This is a genomic window from uncultured Nitrosomonas sp. (assembly GCF_902826915.1).
In the GTDB taxonomy this organism is placed as follows: Bacteria; Pseudomonadota; Gammaproteobacteria; order Burkholderiales; family Nitrosomonadaceae; genus Nitrosomonas.
Genome location: NZ_CADEGP010000024.1, coordinates 11,606 through 37,241, shown reverse-complemented (window position 1 = coordinate 37,241; position 25,636 = coordinate 11,606). Strand labels below are relative to the sequence as shown.

Below are 25,636 nucleotides of genomic sequence, written 5' to 3'. Positions count from 1 at the left end.
GCCACAACCGAGGCCTATGGAGACCAACCGAGACTAATGGGGGATTTGTGAGACTCGAACTAAGACCCTGTTTTATATGGGTCTTAGTTGGTCTTGAGTGGTCTGGATTAGACCGTTTTTTGGTGGAGACGGCGGGAATCGAACCCGCGTCCGCAAGCCCTCTACAGACAGTTCTACATACTTAGCCATACTATTTGATTTAACCTGGCAACCGCCAACTGGCAGGCTGATGACAGGCGAGTCACCTTGCGTTTAACGTTCTATAAAGTGGCACTATAGAACGCGATCCTCGTTAGTAACTCTGCTGTCTGTTGCCAGACCCGGCGTTGAGGCCCACCGGTGCAGAGGCTAGCCGAATTAAGCGGCTAAAGCGTAGTTTTCGTCGTTTGCGACTATTGTTTTCAGATGGATTTACGAGGTAATCTGATCCTCGGTATGCCCTGCGCTGCTTTGCAACCCACGTCGAAACCAGATCGTCCCCGGTATTCGTTTTGGTAGTGCTTAGGATGGTGATGAAATCTAAAAGTTCAAGTCCTGTGTCGGGTATTCTAACAGAATTAATGAGTATTATTTTGCAGGTGAGCCAGCAATTCTTCAGGATGATCGATCAGATGGTGTGCGCCCCAGGTTTCAGGCGGTTGATCATTGCCCAGATAGCCATAGCGTGCAACGATGGGCTGCATGCCAGCTGCCAAACTGGCTTGGACATCGCGTATGTCGTCACCCAGATAAATGCAGTGGGTAGGGGAAACGGCCATTTTGCTGCTGGCTGCCAGGAGCGGTTCAGGGTGCGGTTTGATGTGAGTGGTTTCGTCGCCACATATGACGCAGGCGACTTGTTGCGCTAAACCGAGCATTTGGATAATTGGATGCGCAAAACGCGAAGGCTTATTGGTGACAATGCCCCAGGGTAAATTCATTGTTTCCATTTGATTCAACAGGGTTTCAACGCCTGGAAACAAGCGAGTGTCGTGACACAGCCGCTGGGTGTAAAAATCCAGAAATTCATCGCGCATGGATTCGTAGTCATCGTCGCCGGGCTTGATATTGAAGCCGAGTCCCAGCAGCCCTCGCGCGCCTGCGGATGCGACAGGACGGATCTGGGTAATAGGCAGTTTGGTTAACCCGCGTGCGGTGCGTTGCCGGTTTAAGGCATGACCGAGGTCGGGCGCGGTGTCGGCCAGTGTTCCATCAAAATCAAAGAGAACCGCCTTAATCATTCAGTGCGTTTAGCGATAAAATGTGAGTTAGCTGCGATATGCCATGATGTAGTTGACGTCGGTATCATTTTCCAATGCATATATTTTGGTGAACGGATTATACGTCATGCCGATCAATTTTTCGTCGGTTAGGCCAGCATTACGCGCCATACGCGCAAGTTCGGAAGGCTTGATAAATTTGGCATATTCATGCGTGCCGCGCGGCAATAGATTTAAAATATATTCTGCGCCAATAATGGCGAACAGATAGGATTTCGGGTTGCGATTGATGGTTGAGAAAAATACCCAGCCATCTGGTTTGACCAATTGAGTGCACGCGTGAATAACGCTCATTGGGTCGGGCACATGCTCGAGCATTTCCATGCAGGTGACAACATCATAGTAATGCGGTTTTTCTTGCGCCAGAGATTCTACGGTAATTTTGCGATAATCAACGTCATGACCGCTTTCCAGCAGGTGCAGCTTGGCCACCTTGAGTGCTTTATCGCTCAGGTCAATGCCGGTGACATGTGCGTCCAATGATGCCATGCTTTCGGATAGAATGCCGCCACCGCAACCGACATCCAGCACGGTTTTTCCTGCCAGTCCTTCAGTCAGGTCATTGATGTAGTTAAGGCGTAATGGGTTGATATCATGTAATGGTTTAAATTCACTGTTCGGATCCCACCAGCGGTGAGCAAGCTGGCTGAATTTCTCGAGTTCCATTGGATCAGCGTTAATACCGTCATTTTCCATGTGCGCTCCTTTAGTTCGATTGTTTTGACGTTGCCGCAATACGTTCTTGCCAGATGGTTGTGCGATATTGCAGTTCAGCTTGGTTAAGCGTCGTCAATTGTTTGTCTTCCAGCAGCATTCTACCATTTACCCACACATGGCTCACGTTTTCACGGCCTGCGGCATAGACTAAATGTGAGACGGGGTCATAGCAAGGGGTAAGATTAAGGTGAGAGAAATTGATGGCTGTGATATCGGCTGCTTTTCCAATGGTCAATGAGCCAGTCAGTTGACCCAATCCTAAAGCATTGGCACCGTTCAAGGTAGCCATTTTCAGCACTTGATGGGCGGGGAGGGTATCTGCTCGGCCATTGGTTACTTTGGCTAGCAGCGCCGCAAGGCGCATTTCTTCAAACATATCCAAGCGATTATTGCTGGCTGCGCCATCGGTGCCGAGGCCGACATTAACACCTTGATTTATTAATGATGAGATTGGTGCAATTCCACTGGCCAATTTCATATTAGATGAAGGACAGTGTGCGATGCTGCAATTATATTGGTGTGCCAGTTTAATTTCATAATCGGTCAGATGCACCATATGCACGGCGATCAAATTGGGGCTGAGTAGTCCTAATTGTTGCATGCGTTCTAAGGGTCTTACCCCACTTGATTCCAGGTTGATGCGAATTTCATCCCGGGTTTCATGCAAATGGGTATGAACCGGTGCGTCGAGTTGTTCTGCGTAGGTCAGAATGCTGTTAAAGGTTTTGTCGCTGACGGTATAGGGCGCGTGAGGTGCAAAACAGAAGGATAGCAGCGAATTGTGTTGATACTTGTCGCGTAATTCCAATCCTTTGGCCAGATAATCGTCGGCATCGCTGGCATAAGGTGTCGGGAAATCAATTACAATCATGCCGATAGCGGCGCGTATTCCCGAACTTATCGCGGCTTTCGCACAGGATTCCGGGAAAAAATACATGTCATTGAAGCAGGTAATGCCACCTTTGATCATCTCAGCACAAGCGAGCTGAGTACCATCTAGTACAAATTGCGCGTTGACATGCTGATTTTCTGTCGGCCAGATATGCTTGTTGAGCCATTTCATTAGAGGTAGATCGTCAGCAAGTCCTCGCATAAGCGTCATGGCTGCATGAGTGTGCAAATTGATCAATCCCGGAATTAATGCGTGATCACTCAGAGTGAGTGTTTGTTGCGGTTTGTAACGTTGACTGGCCTCGGTTATCGGAAGAATATCTTTGATGAGTCCTTGATCAATTGCAATGGCATGTTGATTGAGAACAATTTCAGCAGGTTCAACAGGAATAATCCATTTCGCTTCAATTAATGCATCAACCTCTTCCCGATTACTCATTTGTTAAGCAATATGTATAAAAGAAAAAGCCCCGCTGGAATGTGCAGGGCTTTTTTAGCAACAATAACAAACTAATGTGGTTTATCGGGTACCTGCGACTTCAATTTCAACCCGACGATCAGGTGCTAAACAAGCAATCAATTCTTTGGATCTTCTTTCACCAGCACAGGTATTGCCTGTTACTGGATTGGCTTCGCCTTTGCCGTCAACAAAGATGAGACTTGGGTCAATGCCCCTTGATACTAAATGCGATTTTACCGATTCGGCACGACGTAACGAAAGTGCTTTGTTGTATTCATTTGATCCGATGCGATCAGCATAACCTACAGCAATAATAAGATCATATTTTACACCCTCTATACCTGTAACAAATTCATTAAGAGATTGAATGCCATTGGGTTTTAATTTTGAACTATCAAAATCAAATAAAGCATCGGCAGAGAATGTGATTTTTTCAGGTGTTGTTTTAGGCGGTGGTGGAGGCGCTTCCGCTACTATTACTGGTTTCTTGACCAGATCCGGGTCACATTCATGAATTGCCATGGCGGGTGTCCAATAGCTGGTGCGCCAGCATAACCCAGTTGAGTTTCTTGCAACCTCACCACGGCCATCAATGCCGTAAGCTTGCGGTTTGGTTGATTGATCAGTGTTTGTTTCTTGTGCTAAGACAGCACCAGAAAACATTGCTGGTATAAGAATCATTCCAATAAGAGTATTTTTGGCTGATGTTTTTTTCATGATGTTGTCCTTTTAATGAAAACTATATTTCTGAAAGTTCTGTCGGCAATGCAAATAAATGCCTTGCCATTACAATTGAAAGTCTTTGCTATTCTACTACTTCGAGCTAATTAGTGTTCTATTATCAGTTTGTTTGCATATTATCGCAAATTAATATGTTGTTTAATTACAACGGAAACGTGTTGTAAATTGAATTGAACTAAGGGAATTAGTATGCTTAATCGATAAAAATCATGCGGTTCTCATACTAATAATAGAATTCGCGATCTAATGAAAGGAAATATACTGCTTTGTTTCATTTGATATTGTAGCAATTTAATCAAAGCAGGTGAATTCCAGAGTAGTTCGAAATATATACTATTAATTAAATCAGGCAATCTAGATTGCACGATTGCTTGAGATTACGTCACCGATTAAAAATTCTTTATGCGATTATTAAATTATAGGGACTTGCTTGTATGATCGATGCGTCGGGGTCGGTAACTTTGTCAACACAGAATCTGTGTCGTAATTTTGGGCATCATGCTGTGGTATATGATGTTAACCTGCAATTAAGGCGAGGAGAGGTATTGGGACTGCTCGGACCTAATGGCGCAGGTAAAAGCACAACCATGCGCATGCTGTCGGGAAATCTTGCGCCAACTAGTGGCAGCATAGAAATCTGTGGCATTGATTTATTGGATAAGCCGCTAGAAGCCAAGGCGCATTTGGGTTTTCTGCCTGAGGTTCCACCGCTTTATTTCGATATGACGGTTGATGAATACTTATTATTGGTTGCCCGATTACATCGTGTTGACAAACAAGCCATGCAAACTATGTTAAAAGATGTGAAACAGCGCTGTGGCTTAGGTCATCAGAGCAAACATTTGATCGGAGCATTATCTAAGGGTTTTCAGCAACGCGTGGGCATTGCGCAAGCAATTATTCATAACCCAGATGTGATTATTCTTGATGAGCCAACGGTTGGTCTTGATCCCAATCAAATTCTAGAAATAAGGCGATTAATCATAGAGTTGGGGGTGGCGAGTAGTGTTATTTTATCAACCCATATCTTGCCTGAAGTTGAAAATGTTTGTGACAGAGTGCAAATCATGCACAAGGGGACGGTAGTTTTTGACCAAACTATGATCGAGTTGCGGCAACAAGACAGTAATCTGGGAGATATATTTACGCAACTGACACAGTCATGAATAAACAGGAAGATATACCATGGTAGTGACCATTATCCGTAAGGAATTAAGTATGCTGTTTATTTCTCCTTTGGCTTGGATAATGCTGGCATTGATTCAGCTCGTGTTCGCAGGCTTTTTTCTGGTGCGATTGGATGCTTTTCTTGAGATACAATCGCAATTACTGCAAGTGATCAATTCTCCGGGAATTACGGAAGTTATTATCTCTCCTGTCTTTGCTTTGGCAGCAATTGTTTTGTTGATGCTAACACCGATATTATCTATGCGCTTATTGGCCGAAGAGCGTCGAAACCGCACTTTGACTTTACTAATTTCTTCGCCAGTTTCTATCACCGATATTGTATTAGGTAAATTTTTAGGCTTAATGATTTTTCTGGCAGTCGTGGTTATGTTGATTGTCACATTATCTATTTCATTGCGAATAGGCGGGGTATTGGATTTGGGCTTGTTACTCAGCAACACGCTAGGATTATTTTTAGTGACTGCGTGCTTCTCAGCGCTCGGCCTTTATGTTTCAAGCCTAACGGCGCAACCGGCGATTGCTGCGATTGGTTCCTTGGGGGTGCTATTGGGACTGTGGGTAATCGATCTGGTTGCGAGTGAAACAGAGGGTTGGATTCACTATATTTCTCTGTTGAAGCATTTTAGATATTTTAATCAGGGCTTGATTGATACCTTGAGTATTGCCTATTGTGTATTGTTTATCGTGACTTTCTTAGTGCTGACAATTCGTCGCCTGAATGGTGAGCGTTTACATGGGTAGGTAACTTTGATGATACGACATGACACTGCTGAATAAAAAACTACGACGACACTACCGAATACAAAATGGCGTATTTGTTGTTTTGTTATTGTTGTTACTCATGGTGCTGGTTTTTTTTGCGGCGCAATATCGTTTTCAATGGGATGTTAGCCAGAATGGGCGAAATAGTCTGAGTGAATCCAGTATTGAAATTCTGCAAAAATTGCATGCCCCGATTCTAGTGACAGCCTATGCAACTGAGCAGCACGCGCAATTTGGTGATATTCGAAAAATTATTGCCGATTTTATTGGGCTTTATCAGCGAATAAAGCCGGATCTTTCTCTAGCATTTATTGATCCGGTTGAACAACCCATACTGACACAGCAAGCTGATGTGAAGGTCAATGGCGAATTGGTAATCCAATACAACCAGAGGACTGAGCATTTAACTACCATTAACGAACAGGCATTTTCTAATGCTTTGATGCGTTTGGCGCGAGCAGAAGATAAATTGATTGTAGCGTTGAGTGGTCATGGAGAACGCAGGCTCGAAGGGAATGCCAATTATGATTTAGGCGAATTTGGCAAATATCTTCGCACCAATGGTTTTAACAGCCAGACATTGAATTTTGCGATTGAACAAGATGTTCCCGCAAATGCAAGTGTATTGCTGATTGCTTCACCCCAGGCTGATTTGTTGCCAGGAGAAGTGGACAGACTGCTGAATTATATTGATCGAGGGGGTAATTTATTATGGCTGGTCGATCAGGAATCACTACGTGGATTATTGCCATTGACGGAAAAATTGCGTTTAACGCTTACGCCGGGCGTTGTCATTGACCCTCAAGCCGAACAGCTTAAGGCACCGATTACATTTGCTTTAGGCGCAATTTATGGACGGCATGTGATAACCGATAATTTTGACTATATTACGGTATTTCCCTTTGCACGCCAGATTACGATAAATGAAAATGAAGACTGGAGTAGTATCGCATTGGTTGAAGTGGCCCAGCAGGGTTGGGTCGAAACCGATGATCTGAATGGAAGCATTACTTTTGATCAAGCAACAGACGTGCCCGGCCCGGTCAGCATAGCGGTTGCATTGGTGCGTAATATCCGGGATCGCGAACAACGCATTGTCGTTGTCGGTAGTGGACACTTTCTAGCTAATATGTATTTGGGGAATGGTAGCAATCTGGATTTTGGCGTTAATTTAATTAATTGGTTGACGGGTGATGAAGAATTAATTGTGATACAGCCACGTGCAACAATAGATAGTAGTTTGATTTTAAGTGAATCTGAGCTTGCTTTGATTGCCGTGGGTTTTCTTGTGTTACTGCCCACATTCTTTCTGGTATGTGGATTTGTTATTTGGTGGCGTCGCAGAAGAATAGCAAAATGACTCATCACTCTCGTTTAAATTTGATTATGTTTGCTACCATCGCAGGTTTGGTGGTGTTTCTCTACTTTAGGCCGCAATCTGATGCGATTCAGGAATATCCGATTTCTACCACCACGGGTGAGTCTGTGCAGAGTGCGCGTATCCTGAATAAGCAGCAAGAAATTGTTTTAAAGCAATCGAATGATCAGTGGTGGATGACCGAACCGATACAAGCAAGAGCAGATGAGAAAAAAATCGGAGAAATTCTGGAAATTTTGAAGGCAAGTAGCTATCAGCGTTTTGCACTGGAAAATCTGGAGCGATTTAATCTGGATCGACCTTATCTTCAGTTGTATGCTGACAATGAGTATTTCGGTTTTGGCGGGTTCTCCCCGACAACTAATCAACAATATGTTGTGACCAACGACTTTGTTTATTTGATTTCACCGCGTTATGCGCTTGCCATGTCGTTAACTGTCAGCGATCTAATTAACTCAGAATTACTGGCACCCGATGAGATTCCTATTAGATTTGAAATGGACCGATGGGTAGTGGAATTTCAAAATCACAGATGGCGCACCATCCAACCTTATTCTAAGGATAAATTTGATGATGAAGTGCTTACACGGTGGATTCAATTGTGGCAAACTGCCCGAGCTGGAGCGGTGAAATTGGAGGGAGGGCTTGATTCTGGTTTTGTTGAAAGAGGCATTATACAAATCAGTATGCGGAATGGAAACATAGTAAGATTCAATATGCTACAAAATGAATATTCGATAGTGCTACGACGCATGCCGGAAAAAATTGGGTATTACTTTCCGATTGAAGTGGGACAGCAATTAATTAACCCAAGCACAATGTTGTTGAATAAATAAATTTCTGAACACTGATGCCGGAATTACCAGAAGTCGAAACAACGTGTCGTGGTATTGCTCCGCATTTGACCGGTAAGTTAATTGCTAACGTTATTATTCGTAATGCAATGCTGCGTTGGCCAATACCGCATGATTTGCCTGAATTATTGTCGGGATCGACGATTCAAGCGGTGGTGCGACGGGCCAAATATCTGTTGTTGGATTGCGGTAGAGGAATACTGATTCTTCATTTGGGAATGTCGGGCAGTTTACGTGTTTTACTGCCAAGATTGGCGCAATCGCCAGAATTGCCGCGAAAACATGATCATTTTGATTTAATTCTTAATGATCAGACCATTCTTAGGTTGCACGACCCGCGCCGCTTCGGTGCGGTGCTATGGCATGCGGGAAATATTGCGCAGCATCCACTGCTGACGAATTTAGGTCCGGAACCATTGACAGCAGATTTTAATGCGCAACGTTTATTTGCAAGAACCAGAGGATTGCGTGCGAGTATCAAACAAACTCTGATGAATAATCAGGTAGTAGTGGGTGTTGGTAACATTTACGCGAATGAGGCTTTGTTTCTGGCCGGAATCAATCCCAAAGTAACGGCTGGCAGAATTGGCAAAGGGCGTTATGAAAGATTGATTCAAGCGATTAAGCATACTTTGCAGTTGGCGATAGAAGCTGGGGGCAGTAGTTTGCGTGATTTTGTGCATAGCGATGGAACCCCGGGGTATTTTCAGCAGCAATATTGGGTTTATGGGCGCGGTGGTAAACAGTGTAAGCAATGTGCCGGTGTAATTAAGCAGATTAAGCAAGGCCAGCGTTCCAGTTTTTATTGTCCGGGTTGTCAGCATTGACGGGAACTTACAACTCGAGTCGGATTATGAATAATTTTCGCAAATTATTTTAAATGTAGGTTCTTCTGCTTTATTAATGGATCAATCAACTCATTACAAGGTTAATATGAATATTACATTCATTGGTGGTGGCAATATGGCTACTGCATTAATCAGCGGATTGTTGCAGCAAGGCTTTGCAGCTGAACAGTTGTATGTGGTCGAAATTAATGCAAAAAACCGTGAAAAATTAAAACTTGAATTTGGTATTCTGGCTACAGGTGATCTCGCCGACGGCATCGCAAAGAGTCATGTTGTTTTATTGTCCGTGAAACCCCAACAGTTGTATGAATTGACTCAGGATCTTGCGTCTTTATTGAAGGATCAATTAATAATATCGATTGCAGCGGGCATTCGTACGTCAGATATTATGCGCTGGTTGGGCGGTTATGAAAGAGTGGTGCGTGCTATGCCAAATACGCCTTCACTTGTGCGTTCAGGTGTTACGGGTCTTTATGCAGCTTCACGCGTGAATGAGCAAGATAAAAGTAATGCCGAGTTGATTCTGGCTGCAGTAGGCACGACACTGTGGGTGGCAGAAGAAGAAATGTTACATGCAGTAACCGCAATTTCCGGTAGTGGACCTGCGTATGTTTTTTATTTTATTGAATCCATGCAGCGGGCAGGGATAGAATTGGGGTTGACACCAGCTCAAGCCAGACAACTCAGTTTGCAGACTTTTGTGGGGGCGAGCAAGTTGGCTAGTTTGAGTGATGAAGATGTGGTTACACTGCGCACGCGGGTAAGTTCTAAAGGGGGCACTACCGAACGGGCAATTCAAGCTATGGAAAAAAGTGATATTAAGTGTAAGATCATAACTGCCATCCATGCTGCAAGTGATCGCTCACATGAAATGAGTGATGAATTCGGTAGAAGATAAGGTTAAAAGAACAACTATCCATTATCGTTTTTTGGGAAATATCTATGTCCAATCAGATCCTTGTTTTTCTTCTTGATACTACTTTGGGGTTGTTCTCTTTGGCGTTATTGTTGCGCTTTTATTTTCAGTTGCTGCGAGTCCCTTACCACAATCCGGTATCTCAGTTTTTGATTGCGGTGACTGATTTTATTGTGAAACCTGCACGTCGTATTATCCCCGGTTGGGCAGGTATTGATTTATCTACTCTGATGCTTGCTTGGTTGCTGGAATGTATCGTTGTGAGCATCGTCTATGTGATGCCAGGCAATGACTTTGGATCGAATATTATAGCTGCATCAGGGGCGATCGGGCTGCTGGGTATTGTTGAAATTATTAAAACAACACTTTATATTGTATTACTGATGATCATTGTACAAGCCGTTTTGTCTTGGGTTAACCCAAACAGTCCACTGGCGCCATTGTTGGATAGTTTTACTCGCCCATTTCTCGCTGTTTTTCGTAGGAATATCCCGCCTATTGCTAATGTAGATTTGTCACCTTTATTTGTGCTGATTTTAATCCAAGTGTTGTTGATGGTAGTTGCGGGAATACATACGGAAATTGCTGCAATGCTGAGATAGGTGTACTGCAAGTGAGTTGGTATCGATATGATGAAACAAACAATCTCGTTCTGACACTGCATATCCAAACCGGCGCAAAAACTACTGAAGCAGCAGGTTTACATGGTGGCGCGCTTAAAATAAAACTCGCAGCTGCACCTGTGGAAGGCAAAGCTAACTTGGTATTGATTAGATTTCTTGCAACACGATTTGATGTGCCCATTGGGCAAGTGATATTGAAGCAGGGTGGCAAGTCACGACATAAAGTAATCATGATTCATCGGTCTGTGCATGGTCCGAGTGTGTTATTTAATATATTGTAGGGCTAGTATCAATGAATGATTCACCTGATAAAACATGATGGATTTGATTTTATGGCGCCACGCAGAAGCTGAGGATGGCTTTCCCGATGCGGCTCGTAAGTTGACTGAAAAAGGATTAAATCAGGCAAACCGTATATCTGATTGGCTTCGATCTAAATTGCCGGAAAATACTAAGGTGATAGTGAGCCCAACGCATCGTACACAGCAGACAGTAATGGCGCTACGATCCGATTTTATAACGGAGGCTGCAATTGGTCCAGGTGCAAATGCTCACGACATTCTTGCTGTAGCTGATTGGCCTAATTATCAAGGTGCAGTTGTAATTGTCGGTCATCAACCAACATTGGGAAATGTGGCCGGTCATTTGATTCCAATTATTCCTGCTGGGTTGAGCGTGAAAAAAGGCTCTGTCTGGTGGATTCGGTCTCAAAAAAATGGGAATGGATTTGAACCAGTGTTGCATACTGTGATCTACCCTGAAATGCTATGAATAAATTGAAGTTAAATATCGTGCATATATGATGTCGTATCATGCCTAGGATAATTTTGTTCAATAAACCCTATGGAGTGATCTGCCAATTCACGCCAGTAGATGGGCACCAATCATTGCACGATTTTATTCCTTTCCCGGATTTTTATCCGGCAGGAAGATTAGATGCCGATAGCGAAGGATTGGTGTTATTGACCGACAATGGTAAGCTGCAAAATAGAATTTGCAGTCCAAAGTTTAAGCTATCGAAAACTTATTGGGTTCAAGTGGAAGGTAAGCCGGATGATGTTGCACTTAATGCGTTGCGCCGTGGCGTGGTTCTTAATGATTTTAAGACACAACCTGCGCAAGTAAGCTTGATGGATGAGCCCAGTTTTCTCTGGCAAAGAAAACCACCGATTCGATTTCGCAAGAATATTCCGACTGCTTGGTTGTCTTTAATTCTCAAGGAAGGCAAGAATCGTCAAGTAAGGCGGATGACAGCGGCGGTATTTTTTCCAACGTTGCGATTAATCCGTTATGCAATTGGTTTGTATACATTGCAAGATATCGTGCCAGGAGAATGGCGCATGCTTGCTGATTCAGATATAAGCTAGGATAAATAAAAATTGCTGGATCTTTCTCTGAGGTTTTTATGAAAGATAGTTTCCTAGTTAATAGTTAAGAATCATAGTGTTTTGTTTGGTGAAATTTACTTTGTAAATAGTAATCTGAAAAGATTAATATTTCCTTTTAGATAAGCGATAGTGTAATATTTTAAATTAAAGAGTAATTAGCGCAGAATAAAATATCTAGTATTTAGTATAGTGGTTTGTGATCTGAATAAACTAATTGATTCAACTTGATAGGTGTTATTGGGTTTTTTATTGAATAGGTCTGTGTTATGAAGTATGGGCCTTTAACGGGATGGTAATTATATGATTTATGAATTTCTGAATTTAATTTCAGGTGTGGTTGATATGCCATGGTGGGGGTATATTGTTATTACCCTGATTTTTACACATATTACAATTGCTGCTATTACAATCTATTTGCATCGTCATTCGGCACACAGAGCTTTGGAGCTGCATGCAATACCGAGTCATTTTTTCCGTTTTTGGTTATGGTTAACAACCGGAATGGTTACGAAAGAATGGACGGCAATTCATCGTAAGCATCATGCAAAATGTGAATCCAAAGACGACCCGCATAGCCCAGTTATTTTTGGTATCAAGAAAGTATTGGCGGAAGGTTCTGAACTTTACCGAGCAGAAGCTAAAAACGAAGATACTCTGAGAAGATATGGTTATGGCACTCCTGATGATTGGATGGAACGTAATGTATATAGCAAGCATAGCGCCAAAGGCGTTGCTCTTATGCTGATTATTAACGTGATTTTATTTGGTCCGATTGGAATTACTATTTGGGCGATTCAAATGTTGTGGGCTCCTATTTTTGCTGCAGGTATTGTTAATGGCGTTGGTCATTACTGGGGGTATCGCAATTTTCAAGCAGAGGATGCCAGCAGAAATATTGTTCCTTGGGGTATTTTGATTGGTGGGGAAGAGTTGCATAACAATCATCATGCATATGCAACATCTGCGCGCTTGTCTAATAAGTGGTATGAGTTCGATATTGGTTGGATGTATATTCGAATTCTGGAAACGTTGGGACTTGCAAAAGTCAAAAAAATTGCGCCCAAGCTGCGCATTGATCAGGCTAAAACTCAATGTGATTCAGATACGCTGCAAGCTGTTATTTCTCACCGCTATGAAGTTCTTGCGAAGTATACAAAATCATTAAAAGCAATTTTTGCAAAAGAAATGATTCACCTAAAAGAAGCAACCGCACAGTATGGAGTGGATAGTTCTACCTTGAGGCGTTGGATTCTGGCTGATTCTAAAACTTTGCAAGATCATGAGCGTGAAAAATTAATTCAGGTGCTCAGTAATGCTAAAACTCTTGATAAAGTCTATACCATGCGAGAAGAGTTAGCTCAAATCTGGCAACGATCCACTGCAACAACCGAAGAATTAGTAAAACAATTGGAAGACTGGTGTCGGCGTGCGGAGGAGAGTGGGATCGAAGTATTGAGAGCATTTTCTCAAAGACTACGGTGCTACGCCTAATGTCTTGAGCAGAAGTAAATTATGATCAATAAAAAACCCGCATATGCGGGTTTTTTATTGAATGAATAAGTGTGGATTCTTATTTGAGTTTTGTCTCTTTATATAAAACGTGCTTACGTGCAACAGGATCAAATTTCATAAATTCCATTTTTTCAGGTTTAGCCCGTTTATTCTTGGTGGTTGTATAGAAATGTCCTGTTCCAGCTGAGGATTCAAGTTTTACTTTTTCACGCATAACGATAACTCCATAGTTAATCTTGAAAAGTTTTTAAACGTTTTTGCCTTCTAATCGCATTTTTACCAATACTGCATCTATACCATTCTTATCAATAGTACGTAATGCCGCATTAGTTAATCGCAGCTTAATCCAGCGGTTTTCACTCTCAACCCAGAACTTTCGGTGCTGCAGATTGGGTAAAAAACGTCTTTTGGTTTTATTGTTTGCGTGAGAAACATTATGACCAGACATCGGTTTCTTGCCAGTTACTTCACATACTCGTGCCATATAGCGCACTCCAGAATTCTTTAAAGGATGGGATTATATCCTGATTTGGAGTGTTTGCTCAAATTAAATCATGCTCAGCAAATGAAAGAGCAATACCGTTACCCACAATGAAGTGATCCAACACTTTAACATCAATGAGAGCCAATGCTTGTTTCAGGGATTGGGTTAATACTTTATCAGCATGGCTGGGTTCTGCAATACCGGAGGGGTGATTGTGCGCAAAGATAATTGCAGCTGCATTATGATATAAAGCGCGCTTGATAACTTCTCTGGGATAAACGCTGGCTTGTGTGAGTGTTCCGCTAAATAGTTCTTCTGTGGCAATGGAATGATTTTTTGCGTCAAGGAAAATACCGATAAACACTTCATGCGGCTTGTTTGCTAAACTCAATCGCAGAAAATCCCGGACCAAGTTGGGTGAATTCATCACATTGCCGCATTTCAGTTCTTCACCTAAGGTACGGCGAGCCATTTCTAGTACCGCTTGCAGTTGCGCGTATTTTGCGATGCCCATTCCAGGCAATTGACAGAAGCTTACCTGATTGGCTGCAAAAACATTAGTTAAATTACCGAAGTGGGAAAGTAATTCTCTTGCAAGATCTACAGCACTTTTTCCACTAATTCCGGTACGTAAAAATATGGCTAGTAATTCTATGTCAGAAAGTGTTGAAGCGCCTTTCTGCAGCAGTTTTTCACGTGGTCGTTCAGATATTGGCCAATTTGTAATTGCCATAAACTATGATGTGGCTCACAGTGATGTAAAATGAATTTAGTATAACTTCGTTACTACATGTTCTAATTGGTGATTAACGAGGTGACACGTGGCTAACCATCGATAATTAACTGATAGCGGCATCAGTGCGGTCAAATTAAGCGGGATAATCAGTCATTGTGTCAGTGATTCGATAGCTTATCGCTTTAGCAAGATTAAATTTTTTAGAGATATTATTTGTAATGAGAATAGGAGTGTCGGTTGTGTCGAAGAAACGCGTGCTGTTGGGAGTAACTGGCGGTGTGGCTGCGTACAAAGTGGTGGAATTGGCGCGCGTATTAACTCAGGATGGCGTTGATGTGCAAACGGTGATGACTAAAGCAGCTTGTCGTTTTATAGGTCCGGTGACTTTTCAGTCATTAACGGGTAATCCTGTTTACACTGATTTGTGGGAAACCAATGCCGCGTGTGACATGGCGCATATCAATCTATCCCGAGGTGCCAACATGATTTTAGTGGCGCCAGCCAGCGCAAATTTTATTGCCAAACTTGCCAATGGATTGGCAGATGATCTGCTATCGACATTATGCATAGCACGCGATTGTTCGCTTATGATAGCACCGGCAATGAATCGGCAAATGTGGCAGAATCCTGCAATGCAACGTAATTTATTATTGTTACGTCAAGATGGTGTAAAAATAATCGGCCCGGCCAGTGGCGAGCAAGCTTGCGGAGAAATAGGTATGGGACGCATGCTGGAAGCGAGTGAACTGGTGGAAGCAGTGCAAATTTTTATCCAAGCTGATACTTTGTTAAGGGGTAAAAATATTTTGGTGACAGCCGGGCCTACGTATGAAGCGATTGATGCTGTGCGAGGAATTACCAACAATAGTTCCGGAAAAATGGGGTATGCTGTTGCTAAAGCGGCATTGGAGATGGGTGCAAAAGTTACTTTGATTTCTGGACCGACATGTTTATTATCACCTGCAGTTGACAAGTTTATTTCGGTAGTAAGTGCTGAGGAAATGTTGCGTGCAGTGCAGGCAGAAGTGTCACAAGCTGATATTTTTATCAGTGTTGCTGCTGTTGCTGACTACCGTGCAGCAAGCATCAGTCAGCAAAAACTAAAAAAATCCACTAACAAACTATCAGTAGAGTTGATCCCCAATCCGGATATTCTGATGGCGGTATCTACATTACCTAATGCGCCTTTCTGCATTGGTTTTGCAGCGGAAACAGAAGATCTCGAGAAGAATGCAGCAGCGAAAAGAAATAGGAAGAAGTTACCTTTATTAGTTGCCAATCTAGCTCAGGATGCGATTGGTTCCGATGAGAATGAGTTAATTTTACTGGATGACGATGGTAAACATGTTCTTCCCAAGGCAGCAAAAATAGAGCAAGCGCGGCGTTTGATGAAGCATATTTACTTACTGTACAACAAAAAATTTAAAAAGAATGAAAAGTATTGATATTAAAATTCTTGATGATCGTTTAAATGAGCAGTTTCCAACGTATGCCACGCCAGGTTCAGCCGGATTGGATTTGCGTGCATGTATTGAGCAACCGATGGTGATTAATCCGGGGGAAACTAACCTTATTCCAACGGGTATCGCAATACATTTAGCTGATGCAGGATTGGCGGCGCTGATATTGCCTCGCTCAGGGTTAGGTCATAAGCACGGGATTGTATTAGGAAATCTAGTCGGTTTAGTTGATTCGGACTACCAAGGACAAATTTTAGTTTCCTGTTGGAATCGTAGCCAAACAGCTTTTCATCTTAATCCATTAGAGCGTATTGCTCAGCTCGTTGTGGTTCCCGTGATTCAGGTAACGTTTAATCGAGTAGACAATTTTGACCAGAGCGATCGTGGCGCAGATGGATTTGGCAGTACAGGAAAGCACTGATAAGTAAATATTTCTTATGTGTGTTCAAAGCACAGCAATATGCGTGCGATATTGGATTGCGAAGAAAGTCTATATTTCTAATGAGTACGTGGAAGCATTCCCTTGATTCCACGCATCATTTTTGCCATTCCCCCTTTGTTCATCATTTTCATCATCTTTCTGGCTTGCTCAAATTGTGCCAACAAACGATTAACTTCTTGTACGGATACGCCTGCACCTACAGCGATTCGGCGTTTCCGTGAGGCTTTCAGAATTTCTGGTTTAGCGCGTTCTTGCTTGGTCATGGAATTGATTATACCTTCTGTCCGATTGATTATTTTGTCGTCCACTTTAACGTTTTGCGCTGCTTGGCTGAATTGAGCGGGTAATTTATCCATCAGGGCGTTCATTCCACCCATATTACGCATTTGCTGAAACTGTGCCTTGAAATCATCCAGGTCAAATGCTTTACCCGATTTCATTTTCTTCATCAATTTCTCGGCTTCTTGCTGATCAGCGCTGCGCTGTGCTTCCTCAATCAAACCGAGCACGTCGCCCATCCCTAAAATGCGAGAGGCCATTCGATCGGGATGAAATGCCTCCAAGCCTGTTAATTTTTCTGCAACACCGGCAAACTTGATCGGTTTCCCAGTAATTTGCTTAACTGACAATGCTGCGCCGCCGCGCGCATCACCATCGAGTTTGGTGAGAATGACACCCGTTAGGGGTAACGCATCGGAAAATGCTTTAGCAGTATTCACCGCATCTTGTCCTTGCATTGCATCGACAACAAATAAAGTTTCAATAGGTTGCAGAAGTGCTTCAAGCTCGCTGATTTCTTGCATCATGGCCTCATCAATACCCAACCGGCCGGCGGTGTCAACAATCATCACCTCATGATGGTGCCTGCGCGCATAATCCAACGCAGCTGAGCCGATTTCACTGGGTTTCTGCCCCTCTTGAACAGGAAAAAAGTCGGCGCCCACTTGACTGGCCAGAAGCTCAAGTTGATGAATCGCAGCAGGGCGATAAATATCGCAGGAAACCAGCAATACTTTCTTTTTCTTGTTTTCCATTAACCATTTGGCCAGTTTCCCGCTGCTCGTGGTTTTTCCGGCACCTTGTAATCCCGCCATGAGAATAACTGCAGGAGGAACTGTGGCAAGGTTAAGATCAACTTTTTCTCCACCTATGATGGTAATGAGTTCTTGATGGACCACTCCAACCAGCGCTTGCCCTGGAGTTAGGCTACTCATCACTTCATGACCGATAGCTTTTTCTTTGACACGTGCGATGAAATCTTTGACCACTGGTAAAGCAACATCCGCTTCCAATAACGCCAGACGAACTTCCCGCAAAGCATCCTGGATATTACTCTCAGAAAGCCTTGCCTCGCCACGTAATGTCTTGATGACTCCGCTGAGTCGACCGGTCAGATTGTCAAACATGCTTAATTAAACCTCATAAATCAATAATTAGAGAACAAAATGATGATCCATTCTAATAAATATCTGGATCAGCTCTTTGAATTTGCTAACGTGCCATGTAGACTAAACAATTATTTCGGCAAATCAAATTAGAACTATCAATGACCAGCATTTTAACTTATCTCGCAGCCTTTTTGCTTTATATACTGATCGGTTGGTTTTTCTGGCGGAATACATGGAGCCAAACGGCACCTGAAGTGGGCGATCATATGTTAGTGAAAGTTACGTGGGTGCATTATGCCATGCTTGTTCCCTTGCTGCTGCATGCCCTAACACTTTATCAATCCATGTTTGTTGGTTCAGGACTTAGCTTTGGTTTGAGCAATGCAATCTCAACCATTGTTTGGCTGACCGCTTTCATTTATTGGTTCTCAGGGTTTTTTAAACGCTTACAAGGGTTGCAAACTTTAGTCGCACCCATTGCATGGGCTGCAGCAATCGCAGTATTGTTATCATTGATTTTTCCGTCCCTGCGTCCGCTTGAGAATACGGAATTACCTGCATTCAAAGCGCACTTGTTGGTTGCAATGATGGCCTATAGCTTGCTGACAATAGCGGCGCTACATGCACTGTTAATGACAGTTGTCGAACGCCAATTGCATCATCCCGCGTCACGTTCAGTATTTACCAATTTGCCACCGTTGTTGGCAATGGAAAAATTACTGTTTCATATTATCTGGGGCGGGTTTATTTTACTCACATTGACGCTCATGAGCGGTATTGTGTTTTCGCAGGAAGTATTTGGCCAATCGCTGACATTTTCTCATAAAACTCTATTTGGCTTTATCTCGTGGGGGGTCTTTGCGGCGTTATTGGCCGGTCGTCAATTCTATGGGTGGCGAGGGCGTATAGCGATTCGCTGGACCTTAGCCGGATTTGTTATATTGTTACTGGCTTATATTGGTAGCAAATTTGTGTTAGAAATCGTATTAAATCGCTACTAGCGTTAAATCACCTTTATCTTTAGTACAACCTCGAGGCATTTAACTTTACGGTTCTGGATCTTTACGGTTCTGGATCCGGTGTGAAATTTTGAATTGGTGCCCGGGGCCGGAATCGAACCGGCACGGGCGTTTCGGCCCGAGGGATTTTAAGTCCCTTGTGTCTACCAATTTCACCACCCGGGCGATAGAAATTTTAGATTGATGGAGGCGGGGGTCGGAATCGAACCGGCGTAGACGGCTTTGCAGGCCGCTGCATGACCACTCTGCCACCCCGCCATTATTGCATGGTTTTCAGCGTGCTGTGAATCTTACGGGAAAAGCCTGTAACAGACCATTCGATTTCCGGCAATAAAATAACATTTCGCATATGCCATTTTCATTAGAAAATGGAGCGGGAAACGAGGCTCGAACTCGCGACCCCAACCTTGGCAAGGTTGTGCTCTACCACTGAGCTATTCCCGCGCTATGAAGCTACTGTATGACTTGAAGCACTTCAGAAACAAAGGGTGGATTATAGAGATGCTGCGCGTTTTGTCAAGAAAATGCAGGTGATCGCAACGGGCAAGTCGATTGTTTATTATTTTCTATAATGCCAAGCCTGGCACTTGCATAAAATTAGCAATCGGTATTTGCTTCATCTTCAATAAATAATCTCAATATTTTCGATTTTGAAATGTGTGTTTAGTAATTGTAGTAAATCATTGTGCAGATAGACTCGCCAATCACTTCCTAACTCCAGTTCGCCACTGGCTAAACCATTGCGATAGACGACAGTAATCGGACAGAAATTTACATCAGATTTTTGTACTCGTGTCGAGAATGGAGTCAACAGTTTTTTGAGACTGGATACCTGGTCTAGTGTAGAGGAATTGCAGTGAATCTTGATTTGTTTGACGAAGCGCGAGCGAATTCTGGCGAGGTCATACAATTGCTCGGCGCTAATTCTTAATCCATCGTCTTCGTCCCCGTTGTAGCCGCGCGTGCTTATTTTTGCCTCCGCAATCAGAAGTTGATCTTCTTTTAACCAGACGCGATTGGCGTCGAGCAACTCACTGAAGATCACCAGTTCAACACGTGCTCTGCCATCGTCCAGGTTGATGATTCCCATTTTGCCGCGGCGCGTCATTTGTATGCGAATCGAGTGAATGATGCCGGCGAGTAGTTGTGGCTCGCGCTGTGGATTCAGTCGGTCGAGTCGAGTACGAATGAAGCGCTTTAATTCCGATGCATAGGTATCAAATGGATGGCCGCTGAAATAATAGCCCAAGCCGATTTTTTCCTGGTGCAGTTTTTCCCGATCAGACCATGGTTCGGTCTGAATCAGTTGCAGCTGCATCTGGGAATCGTTACTTGTTTCACCGAATAAATTAATTTGATTGGAAGATTGGCTCGTTTGTTCGGCAGATTCGATGGCTAAGCCGACTGAAGCCATCAAACTGGCGCGGTTGGGGTTGATGGTATCAAACGCACCGACACGGATTAGCGATTCCATCACGCGGCGATTGGCAATGCGACGGTCAACGCGGTGACAGAAATCGAATAAATCAGTGAATGGTCCAGCTTGTTTGCGCACCGCGATGATCGAATTGACTGCGGATTCTCCGGTACCCTTGATCGCGCCAAGACCGAAGCGGATGTTTTTACTGTCGATCGGGACAAAACGGTAGTCGGAAAGATTGATATCGGGAGGCAGAATTTTTAATTTGTTGGCAACGCTGTCTTCAACAAAAATGTGCACTTTATCCGTGTCATCCATATCCGCAGACAAGCACGCTGCCATAAATTCAGCCGGATAGTGCGCTTTCAGATAGGCCGTTTGGAAGGCGATGAGCGCATAAGCGGCGGCATGGGATTTGTTGAAGCCATAGCCGGCGAATTTTTCCATCAAACCGAATAATTCGGTGGCTTTAACTTCGCTCAAACCGTTATTGACTGCGCCGGATACGAAGATGTCGCGTTGTTGCGCCATTTCCTCGACCTTTTTCTTACCCATCGCACGGCGCAGTAAATCGGCACTGCCAAGACTGTAGCCGCCGATGACCTGCGCAATTTGCATGACTTGTTCCTGATAAATCATGATGCCGTAAGTCGGTCCCAGAATCGTTTCCAGGCGCGAATCAAGATATTCAATCTGTTTTCTGCCATGCTTGCGGTCGATAAATTCTGGAATCAGATCCATCGGGCCGGGGCGGTATAAAGCGACCAGTGCGATAATGTCTTCAAAGCGGTCTGGTTTTGCCTTTTGCAGCAGATCAATCATGCCGCGCGACTCAAACTGAAAGATGCCTACCGCATTTCCTTTACGCATCAATGCATAAGTTGCTGCGTCATCCAATGGCAACGTTTCTAGTGAAAAAGGGCAAACATTCGGAGATTCGTCGCTTGAATGTAACTGACGGATATATTCGACGGCACGATCCAGGATTGTCAATGTACGCAATCCAAGAAAATCAAATTTCACCAAACCGATTTTTTCGACATCGTCCTTATCCAGCTGGCTGACAACGGAATCGCCCGATTCGGTGCAGTAAATCGGGCAAAAATCGGTAATCTCGCTCGAGGCGATGAGTACGCCTCCAGCGTGCATGCCGACATTGCGCGTGATGCCTTCGAGACTTTCCGCCAGTTCCAGTAAATTGTGGACATCTTCTTCTTCCTCGGCGCGCTGATTGAGTTGCGGTTCGAGTTGGCGTGCTTTTTTTAATGTCATGCCAATCTCGAACGGTACCAGTTTGGCGAGCTGATCGACAAAGTTATAGGGTAAATCCATGACCCGGCCAATATCGCGAATTACGGCTTTGGCTGCCATCGTACCGAATGTGGCAATTTGAGAGACTTTTCCAGTTCCGTAGCGTTGTTTGACGTACTCAATGACCAGTTCGCGCCGATCCTGGCAAAAGTCGATGTCAAAATCGGGCATCGAGATACGTTCGGGGTTCAAAAAACGTTCAAATAACAGATCGTAACGTAATGGATCAAGATCGGTGATTCCCAGTGAATAGGCCACTAATGAGCCCGCTCCGGAACCACGCCCTGGTCCTACCGGGACATTATTATGTTTAGCCCAGTTGATAAAGTCGGCCACAATCAGGAAATATCCGGCAAATCCCATCTGGATAATGGTGTCGACCTCAAATTCAAGGCGGGACTGATACTCGCCCATTTTGCTATGACGTATTTCTGTCTCGGGAAACAAGCTGGCCATGCGCGTTATCAAACCTGCTTCAGCCTGGCTGCGCAGATATTGATCCAGGCCTTCGTTGTTAGGTGTAGGAAATAGTGGAAGTCGGTTTACGCCCAATTCCAATACCAGATTGCAGCGTTTGGCAATTTCGATTGTATTCGCCAGTGCGGCAGGAATATCGGCGAACAGTTGTGCCATTTCAGCTTGAGTTTTAAAGTATTGCTGTTCAGTGAAGCTTCTTGGACGGCGTTTGTCCTCTAAGACATAGCCCTCGGCGATACAGACACGCGCTTCATGCGCCCGATAATCGTCTGCATTGAGAAATTGCACGGCTTGCGTTGCCACGATTGGCAAATTGAATTTCCTGGCTAGTGCCAGCGAATGCTGAATTAATCCTGCTTCATTGGCATGCCCATCACGTTGTATTTCAAGATAAAAACGATCGGGAAACAGGCTAGCCCATTTTTGCGTCTGAATTTCAGCTTGTGATACATTACTTTGTAATAGAGATAACCCGATGTCGCCTAAACGGCTACCCGATAAAGCAATCAATCCTTCCGTGCCCCACTCATTGGAATGCAACCACGATTCTTTAATCTCGGCTTTGCCTTGTAATTGGTTTTCCCGGTAGGCACGTGACAGCAGACGTGACAGCAGTAAATAACCGGCGTGTGTTTGGCATAGTAATAGTAGTCGAATTGGCTTGCTTCGATCGGATTCGTTGGCGATCCAGACATCACACCCGAGGATCGGTTTAATCCCGTTCTTGGATGCAGTTTGGTAAAATTTTACTAATCCGAAGAGATTGCTAAGATCGGTCAATGTCAGGGCTGGCATTTGGTCGGCCACCGCTTTTGTAACGACATCATGAATGCGAATTGTGCTATCCAGAATGGAGTATTCGCTGTGCATTCGTAAATGAATAAAAGCTGGTTTGATGGGCATGATGTTACAATTAAGGCCTGTGAAAACTTTGTCATTAATACAGTCGAGCGCTATTTTACATTATGTTGAAATCACCTGAACTTTTACTTCCCGCTGGTTCCTTGGACAAGATGCGCATTGCTTATGCGTTTGGTGCCGATGCAGTGTATGCAGGACAGCCGCGTTATTCTTTGCGTGCGCGTAACAATGATTTTGCCTTGGAGCAAATTAAAACTGGGATCACGGAAGCACATGCTTTAGGGAAGAAGTTTTTGGTAGCCAGCAATGCCATGCCGCATAATGCCAAGATTAAAACTTACCTGGATGATATGGCGCCTATTATTGCAATGCAGCCAGACGCACTGATTATGGCTGATCCCGGATTGATCATGATGGTGCGAGAAAAATGGCCGGATGTACCGATTCATCTATCAGTGCAGGCCAATACGGTTAATTATATGGGCGTTAAGTTTTGGCAGAAAATAGGGTTGACGCGGGTGATTTTGTCGCGTGAATTATCGTTGGATGAAGTGGCGCAAATTCGTGATTACTGCCCTGATATGGAGCTTGAGGTTTTCGTACATGGTGCGCTGTGCATTGCGTATTCCGGACGTTGCTTGCTATCAGGGTATTTTAATCACCGTGATCCGAATCAAGGCACCTGCACGAATTCATGCCGCTGGGATTATAAAGTGAAATCCGCTGAGGAAAATTCTAGCGGTGATATTCAGGAAGTTGGCAAAATTGATTTTGATTTTGGCCAAGCGATGCAACAATCCGAACAATCGAGTATGACAAGTGGATGCAGCTCGATTACGCGCCATCCTGCTGCTGACCAAGTGTATCTGATTGAAGAAAAGGAGCGGCCTGGTCAACTAATGCCGATCATGGAAGACGAGCACGGTACGTATATTATGAATTCCAAAGACTTGCGTGCAGTTGAGCATGTCGAGCGCTTGGTTAAAATTGGCGTTGATTCATTGAAGATCGAAGGGCGCACCAAATCTTTGTATTATGTGGCGCGCACAGCGCAGGTTTATCGCAAGGCGATTGATGATGCCGTAGCGAGCAAACCGTTTGATCCCGCATTATTGGGGGAACTAGAGGGATTGGCAAACCGTGGCTATACCAGCGGCTTTTATCAACGGCATAACACGCATGAGACCCAAAATTATTTGCGCGGGCATTCTGAATCCAATCGCAGTCAGTATGTTGGCGATATCACTGGTTTTGATACAGCTAACGGCATGGCTGAGATACTGGTGAAAAACCGCTTTCAGGTGGGTGATCGCCTTGAGATTCTTCACCCCACGGGTAACCAAGTGATTGAGTTGTCACGCATGCTGGATTCCGCCGGGCGTCCGGTGCAGGTAGCACCGGGCAGCGGTCATCGAGTCAAAATACCGTTAACCGGAAATGTAGATAACGCTTTCGTCACTCGTTTCTTCTGAAAAATGATGCTGGCACTGATAATAATAGAAACTGAGTATTTTATTGGGTAGCCAATCCAATTTCCCCGGAAACGGACCTTGCATGAATCCGGCGTGACCGCCTTGCTCGGGAAATTCCAATGTTACAGCTGAAGATACCTCGCTTTGGTCCGGTAGCACCGTTGCTGGCATGAAAGGATCGTTGCGAGCATTAATCACCAGAGTAGGTACTCTAATATGACGCAGCCATTGTTTGCTGCTGGACTGCTGCCAATAATCGTCAGTATCGCGGAAACCATGCAATGGCGCCGTGACCAGGTTATCAAAATCATAAATTGAGGCGCATTTTTTGAGCGCTTTGGCATCAAATAGATCGGGAAATTGTTCCAGTTTATCAAACGCTTTGTTTTTTAGGGTATCCAGGAAGTGGCGCGTATACACTTGATTGAAGCCCTTATCCAGAGCCGAACCGGCCGCAGTCAGATCCAACGGCACTGAGACGGTTGCAGCGCCTGTCACGAGTTCGCGTGCGCGTTCGCCTTGCTCGCCCAGCCATTTCAATAGCGCATTGCCACCCAAAGAGACACCCATTACGTAAACCGGGCGCATTGAGTTTGTTGCTTGTGTTTGATGGAGAATACGCCGCATCATCCAGTCGATTTCAGTGGAATCACCAGCGTGATAGGCGCGGGACAACCGGTTTGGCATGCCGGAACAGCCACGAAAATGAATGACGGCGCTGTGCCAGCCGTGGCTTTTTAAGCTGTTGATCATGCTTAGAATATAATGACTCGAAGATCCACCCTCAAGACCATGGAAAAATATGACCAAAGGGGAGCCAGCAGATCCATCGGTCCAATCGACATCAACAAAGTCCCCATCATCAAGCTCCCAGCGTTCACGCCGGTATGCAAACAATGGTGCTGGTTTGATAAAGTAAGGATAAAGCGTTTGTATATTTCCGCCCGGCAGCCAGGACGGCGCTTTGTAATGCTTTGTGCACAAGGGGATCGTTGTTTTCTTTAACATTGTTATTTTTGCTTGTTGCTC

Annotated in this window: 25 protein-coding genes, 3 tRNA genes and 1 other RNA gene; 15 read left to right on the top strand and 14 right to left on the bottom strand. The window is 44.2% G+C overall.

All coding sequences use genetic code 11. The features are described 5' to 3' along the window. Positions 1-120: 120 nt before the first annotated feature. The 5 genes from ssrA to QZV86_RS06130 all read right to left on the bottom strand — a co-directional run bounded on the left by ssrA (position 121) and on the right by QZV86_RS06130 (position 4,044). Positions 121-481: a transfer-messenger RNA gene (gene ssrA / locus QZV86_RS06150) on the bottom strand. Between the two features lie 76 nt (positions 482-557). After that, positions 558-1,220, bottom strand: a complete 663-nt coding sequence (locus QZV86_RS06145; RefSeq protein ID WP_295625071.1) for an HAD-IA family hydrolase — start codon at positions 1,218-1,220, stop codon at positions 558-560. A gap of 27 nt (positions 1,221-1,247) precedes the next feature. Further along, entirely contained in the window at positions 1,248-1,955 is a 708-nt protein-coding gene (ubiG, locus tag QZV86_RS06140; RefSeq protein ID WP_295625069.1) for a bifunctional 2-polyprenyl-6-hydroxyphenol methylase/3-demethylubiquinol 3-O-methyltransferase UbiG, read from the bottom strand. Positions 1,956-1,965: 10 nt separating this feature from the next. Continuing rightward, positions 1,966-3,306: a TRZ/ATZ family hydrolase gene (locus QZV86_RS06135; RefSeq protein ID WP_295625067.1), complete on the bottom strand. Its 1,341-nt coding sequence runs from the start codon at positions 3,304-3,306 to the stop codon at positions 1,966-1,968. Between the two features lie 81 nt (positions 3,307-3,387). Next, on the bottom strand, positions 3,388-4,044 hold the full coding sequence (locus QZV86_RS06130; RefSeq protein WP_295625065.1) for an OmpA family protein: 657 nt from the start codon (positions 4,042-4,044) through the stop codon (positions 3,388-3,390). Positions 4,045-4,502: 458 nt separating this feature from the next. Between QZV86_RS06130 and QZV86_RS06125 the strand changes: the two genes are divergently transcribed. From QZV86_RS06125 to QZV86_RS06075, 11 genes are all read left to right on the top strand, one after another. Further along, positions 4,503-5,234 carry an ATP-binding cassette domain-containing protein gene (locus tag QZV86_RS06125; RefSeq protein WP_295625063.1) on the top strand — a complete coding sequence of 244 codons (732 nt, stop codon included), beginning with the start codon at positions 4,503-4,505 and terminating at the stop codon, positions 5,232-5,234. Positions 5,235-5,253: 19 nt separating this feature from the next. Further along, the gene (locus QZV86_RS06120) at positions 5,254-5,997 is read left to right on the top strand and encodes an ABC transporter permease subunit (RefSeq protein ID WP_295625061.1); all 744 of its coding nucleotides are present in this window, start codon (positions 5,254-5,256) and stop codon (positions 5,995-5,997) included. Between the two features lie 19 nt (positions 5,998-6,016). Further along, the gene (locus QZV86_RS06115) at positions 6,017-7,378 is read left to right on the top strand and encodes a DUF4350 domain-containing protein (RefSeq protein WP_295625059.1); all 1,362 of its coding nucleotides are present in this window, start codon (positions 6,017-6,019) and stop codon (positions 7,376-7,378) included. Continuing rightward, complete coding sequence (locus QZV86_RS06110; RefSeq protein ID WP_295625057.1) at positions 7,375-8,232, top strand: DUF4340 domain-containing protein; 858 nt, start codon at positions 7,375-7,377, stop codon at positions 8,230-8,232. The genes QZV86_RS06115 and QZV86_RS06110 overlap by 4 nt, the downstream gene beginning before the upstream one ends. A gap of 14 nt (positions 8,233-8,246) precedes the next feature. Next, positions 8,247-9,077, top strand: a complete 831-nt coding sequence (gene mutM, locus QZV86_RS06105) for a bifunctional DNA-formamidopyrimidine glycosylase/DNA-(apurinic or apyrimidinic site) lyase (protein ID WP_295625055.1) — start codon at positions 8,247-8,249, stop codon at positions 9,075-9,077. A 106-nt stretch (positions 9,078-9,183) separates the two neighbouring features. Beyond that, positions 9,184-9,996, top strand: a complete 813-nt coding sequence (gene proC, locus QZV86_RS06100) for a pyrroline-5-carboxylate reductase (protein ID WP_295625053.1) — start codon at positions 9,184-9,186, stop codon at positions 9,994-9,996. A 44-nt stretch (positions 9,997-10,040) separates the two neighbouring features. Further along, positions 10,041-10,616: a YggT family protein gene (locus QZV86_RS06095; RefSeq protein ID WP_295625051.1), complete on the top strand. Its 576-nt coding sequence runs from the start codon at positions 10,041-10,043 to the stop codon at positions 10,614-10,616. 11 nt (positions 10,617-10,627) lie between these two features. Continuing rightward, a complete protein-coding gene (locus tag QZV86_RS06090; protein ID WP_295625049.1) occupies positions 10,628-10,918 on the top strand; it encodes a DUF167 family protein in 291 nt (96 codons plus the stop codon). Between the two features lie 34 nt (positions 10,919-10,952). Beyond that, on the top strand, positions 10,953-11,408 hold the full coding sequence (locus QZV86_RS06085; protein WP_366925689.1) for a histidine phosphatase family protein: 456 nt from the start codon (positions 10,953-10,955) through the stop codon (positions 11,406-11,408). Positions 11,409-11,449: 41 nt separating this feature from the next. Beyond that, positions 11,450-12,004 carry a pseudouridine synthase gene (locus tag QZV86_RS06080; protein ID WP_295625047.1) on the top strand — a complete coding sequence of 185 codons (555 nt, stop codon included), beginning with the start codon at positions 11,450-11,452 and terminating at the stop codon, positions 12,002-12,004. A gap of 321 nt (positions 12,005-12,325) precedes the next feature. After that, on the top strand, positions 12,326-13,516 hold the full coding sequence (locus QZV86_RS06075; protein ID WP_295625045.1) for a fatty acid desaturase: 1,191 nt from the start codon (positions 12,326-12,328) through the stop codon (positions 13,514-13,516). 79 nt (positions 13,517-13,595) lie between these two features. Here QZV86_RS06075 and rpmG read toward each other — a convergent pair whose 3' ends face one another. Genes rpmG through radC form a run of 3 tightly spaced genes read right to left on the bottom strand, consistent with a single transcriptional unit; the run spans position 13,596 to position 14,754 of the window. Beyond that, complete coding sequence (gene rpmG / locus QZV86_RS06070; RefSeq protein WP_106707874.1) at positions 13,596-13,751, bottom strand: 50S ribosomal protein L33; 156 nt, start codon at positions 13,749-13,751, stop codon at positions 13,596-13,598. A gap of 33 nt (positions 13,752-13,784) precedes the next feature. Continuing rightward, complete coding sequence (gene rpmB, locus QZV86_RS06065) at positions 13,785-14,021, bottom strand: 50S ribosomal protein L28 (protein ID WP_293008079.1); 237 nt, start codon at positions 14,019-14,021, stop codon at positions 13,785-13,787. A gap of 58 nt (positions 14,022-14,079) precedes the next feature. Continuing rightward, positions 14,080-14,754 (bottom strand): DNA repair protein RadC, encoded by a 675-nt coding sequence (gene radC, locus QZV86_RS06060; RefSeq protein ID WP_295625042.1) that lies wholly within the window; start codon positions 14,752-14,754, stop codon positions 14,080-14,082. A gap of 221 nt (positions 14,755-14,975) precedes the next feature. Here radC and coaBC point away from each other — a divergent pair, with 221 nt between their 5' ends. Then, positions 14,976-16,202: a bifunctional phosphopantothenoylcysteine decarboxylase/phosphopantothenate--cysteine ligase CoaBC gene (gene coaBC / locus QZV86_RS06055; protein WP_295625040.1), complete on the top strand. Its 1,227-nt coding sequence runs from the start codon at positions 14,976-14,978 to the stop codon at positions 16,200-16,202. Continuing rightward, entirely contained in the window at positions 16,189-16,638 is a 450-nt protein-coding gene (gene dut, locus QZV86_RS06050; RefSeq protein ID WP_295625037.1) for a dUTP diphosphatase, read from the top strand. The genes coaBC and dut overlap by 14 nt, the downstream gene beginning before the upstream one ends. Positions 16,639-16,715: 77 nt before the next feature. Here dut and ffh read toward each other — a convergent pair whose 3' ends face one another. Next, positions 16,716-18,065: a signal recognition particle protein gene (gene ffh / locus QZV86_RS06045; protein WP_295625035.1), complete on the bottom strand. Its 1,350-nt coding sequence runs from the start codon at positions 18,063-18,065 to the stop codon at positions 16,716-16,718. 140 nt (positions 18,066-18,205) lie between these two features. Between ffh and ccsA the strand changes: the two genes are divergently transcribed. Next, positions 18,206-19,048, top strand: coding sequence for a cytochrome c biogenesis protein CcsA (gene ccsA, locus QZV86_RS06040; RefSeq protein ID WP_295625033.1), 843 nt, complete (start codon positions 18,206-18,208; stop codon positions 19,046-19,048). A gap of 94 nt (positions 19,049-19,142) precedes the next feature. On the opposite strand, the gene QZV86_RS06035 is transcribed toward ccsA, so the two are convergent. The 4 genes from QZV86_RS06035 to dnaE all read right to left on the bottom strand — a co-directional run bounded on the left by QZV86_RS06035 (position 19,143) and on the right by dnaE (position 23,177). Continuing rightward, positions 19,143-19,231: transfer RNA gene (locus tag QZV86_RS06035), tRNA-Leu, on the bottom strand. Positions 19,232-19,250: 19 nt separating this feature from the next. Then, positions 19,251-19,324: transfer RNA gene (locus QZV86_RS06030), tRNA-Cys, on the bottom strand. Positions 19,325-19,435: 111 nt separating this feature from the next. Beyond that, a tRNA-Gly gene (locus QZV86_RS06025) sits at positions 19,436-19,510 on the bottom strand. Between the two features lie 178 nt (positions 19,511-19,688). Further along, positions 19,689-23,177, bottom strand: a complete 3,489-nt coding sequence (gene dnaE, locus QZV86_RS06020; RefSeq protein ID WP_295625030.1) for a DNA polymerase III subunit alpha — start codon at positions 23,175-23,177, stop codon at positions 19,689-19,691. A 62-nt stretch (positions 23,178-23,239) separates the two neighbouring features. On the opposite strand from dnaE, the gene yegQ reads away from it, so the two are divergent. After that, positions 23,240-24,607 carry a tRNA 5-hydroxyuridine modification protein YegQ gene (gene yegQ, locus QZV86_RS06015; protein WP_366925688.1) on the top strand — a complete coding sequence of 456 codons (1,368 nt, stop codon included), beginning with the start codon at positions 23,240-23,242 and terminating at the stop codon, positions 24,605-24,607. Here the strand turns inward: yegQ and QZV86_RS06010 are convergent. Further along, on the bottom strand, positions 24,563-25,615 hold the full coding sequence (locus tag QZV86_RS06010; protein WP_295625028.1) for a hydrolase: 1,053 nt from the start codon (positions 25,613-25,615) through the stop codon (positions 24,563-24,565). The genes yegQ and QZV86_RS06010 overlap by 45 nt on opposite strands. Between the last annotated feature and the right edge of the window lie 21 nt (positions 25,616-25,636).